Annotated in this window: 1 protein-coding gene and 2 pseudogenes; 1 reads left to right on the top strand and 2 read right to left on the bottom strand. The window is 66.4% G+C overall.

The window, feature by feature from the left end:
• Nucleotides 1–5: 5 nt before the first annotated feature.
• Nucleotides 6–125 (top strand): annotated as a pseudogene (locus KZA10_RS18735) (hypothetical protein); the annotation flags it as partial.
• 3 nt (nt 126–128) lie between these two features.
• Here KZA10_RS18735 and KZA10_RS11880 read toward each other — a convergent pair.
• A pseudogene (locus KZA10_RS11880) lies at nt 129–1,874 on the bottom strand (ATP-dependent Clp protease ATP-binding subunit); the annotation flags it as partial.
• A 125-nt stretch (nt 1,875–1,999) separates the two neighbouring features.
• A partial coding sequence (purU, locus tag KZA10_RS11875) for a formyltetrahydrofolate deformylase (RefSeq protein WP_218682982.1) occupies nt 2,000–2,660 on the bottom strand: 661 nt, incomplete at its 5' end.

Raw genomic sequence — 2,660 nt, 5'->3', positions numbered from 1 at the left:
CTATCGTGGCCGCGGCGAACCTCGCCGACCGCTACGTCTCCGACCGGTTCCTCCCGGACAAGGCCATCGACCTTCACGTGGTCGCCGGAGTTGAGCTCGCCGTGCAGGATCTTCTCCGACAGACGGTCCTCGACCTCGTGCTGCATCGCGCGACGCAGCGGTCGGGCGCCGAGCGCCGGGTCGAATCCGATCTCGATGAGGCGCTCCTTGGCGGCCTGCGACAGCTCGATCGTCATGTCGCGGTCCAGCAGACGCTCGCCGAGGCGCTTGGTGAACAGATCGACGATCTGCACCAGCTCGCTCTTGGAGAGCTGCGGGAACACGATGATGTCGTCGACACGGTTCAGGAACTCGGGCTTGAAGTGCCGCTTGAGCTCTTCGTTCACCTTGCCCTTCATCCGGTCGTAGCTGGTCGAGTCGTTGCCCTCGATCTGGAAGCCCACGGGACCGCCGGCGATGTCGCGCGCACCGAGGTTGGTGGTCATGATGATGACCGTGTTCTTGAAGTCCACGATCCGACCCTGACCGTCGGTGAGACGACCCTCTTCGAGGATCTGCAGCAGCGAGTTGAAGATGTCAGGGTGGGCCTTTTCGATCTCGTCGAAGAGCACCACGCTGAACGGCTTGCGCCGCACCTTCTCGGTGAGCTGGCCACCTTCTTCGAATCCGACGAAACCGGGAGGGGCACCGAACAGACGCGAGACGGTGTGCTTCTCACCGAACTCGCTCATGTCGAGCGAGATCAGCGCAGCCTCGTCGTCGAACAGGAACTCGGCGAGAGCCTTGGCGAGCTCGGTCTTTCCGACACCCGTGGGGCCGGCGAAGATGAACGAGCCGGAGGGGCGCTTCGGGTCCTTGAGACCGGCACGCTGACGACGGATCGTCTTGGAGAGGGCAGCGATCGCCTCTTCCTGACCGATGACGCGCTGGTGCAGGGCCTTCTCCATGAAGACGAGTCGGCTGGACTCCTCCTCCGTGAGCTTGAAGACGGGGATGCCGGTGGCCTGTGCGAGCACCTCGGCGATCAGCCCCTCGTCGACGACCGCGGAGGTCGCGACGTCGCCTGCACGCCACTGCTTCTCGAGACGCAGACGCTCGGCGAGGAGGCTCTTCTCCTCATCGCGCAGGGATGCGGCCTTCTCGAAGTCCTGCTCCTCGGAGGCGACCTCCTTCTGCTCACGCACGGCGGCGATCTTCTCGTCGAACTCGCGCAGCTCGGGCGGGCTCGACAGGATCGACAGACGCAGACGTGCGCCGGCCTCGTCGATCAGGTCGATGGCCTTGTCCGGGAGGAACCGGTCGGAGACGTAGCGGTCGGCGAGGTTCGCCGCGGCCACGATAGCGCCGTCGGTGATCTGCACCTTGTGGTGCGCCTCGTAGCGGTCGCGGAGTCCCTTGAGGATGTTGATCGCGTGCGGCAGCGTCGGCTCGTTGACCTGCACCGGCTGGAAGCGGCGCTCGAGCGCTGCATCCTTCTCGAAGTGCTTGCGGTACTCGTCGAGCGTGGTGGCACCGATCGTCTGCAGCTCGCCACGGGCGAGGAGCGGCTTCAGGATGCTGGCCGCGTCGATCGCGCCCTCAGCGGCACCCGCACCCACCAGGGTGTGGATCTCGTCGATGAAGACGATGATGTCGCCGCGCGTGCGGATCTCCTTGGTGACCTTCTTCAGGCGCTCCTCGAAGTCACCGCGGTAGCGGGACCCGGCGATGAGCGAGCCGAGGTCGAGCGAGTAGAGCTGCTTGTCCTTCAGCGTCTCGGGCACATCGCCCTTGACGATCGCCTGGGCCAGGCCCTCGACGACGGCGGTCTTGCCGACGCCGGGCTCGCCGATCAGGACGGGGTTGTTCTTGGAGCGGCGGGAGAGGATCTGCATGACCCGCTCCGCCTCCTTCTCGCGCCCGATGTTCCCACGGGCTCGCGGTCGACGTGATCGGTGCCCGATCCTGACGCGGCCCCGCTGAGGATTCTCTGTGTTCGCGAGGCGGTACGCTCGCTCCTCTAGAGGATGACCGTGGACTTGCCGTGCACGATCACGCGATCCTCGGCATGCCACTGCACGGCGCGCGCGAGCACCAGACGCTCGACGTCGGCGCCGCGGCTCTGCAGCTCGGCGGCCGATTCGGAGTGGGTCACGCGCGTGACGTCCTGCTCGATGATCGGCCCCTCGTCGAGGTCGGCCGTCGCGTAGTGCGCGGTCGCACCGATCAGCTTGACGCCGCGATCCTTGGCCCGCGCATACGGGTTCGCACCGATGAACGCGGGCAGGAACGAGTGGTGGATGTTGATCACCGGGGCCTCGAGCCGGGTGATGAAATCGTCGGTGAGGATCTGCATGTAGCGCGCGAGCACGACGAGATCGACGTTGCCGCGCAGCAGCTCCAGCTGGCGCTCCTCCATGGCGGCCTTGTCGCCGGAGGGGATGTGCACGAACGGCACGCCGAACGACCGGACGGCCTCGGCCAGGTCGGGGTGGTTGGAGACGACCATCGTGATGTCGATGTCGAGCTGCCCGCGCTGAGTGCGCCACAGCAGCTCCATCAGGCAGTGGTCGTACTTCGAGACGAAGATCGCGACGCGCTTGCGCCGGGCCACGTCGTGCAGCGACCACTCCATGCCGAAGCGCTCGGCGACGCCGGCGATGTCGGCTTCGAGCGCGGGG

This window comes from Microbacterium sp. BF1 (assembly GCF_019279095.1).
GTDB lineage: Bacteria > Actinomycetota > Actinomycetes > Actinomycetales > Microbacteriaceae > Microbacterium > Microbacterium maritypicum.
Note: the sequence above shows the minus strand (reverse complement) of the source record. Positions and strands in the feature narration are given on the sequence as shown.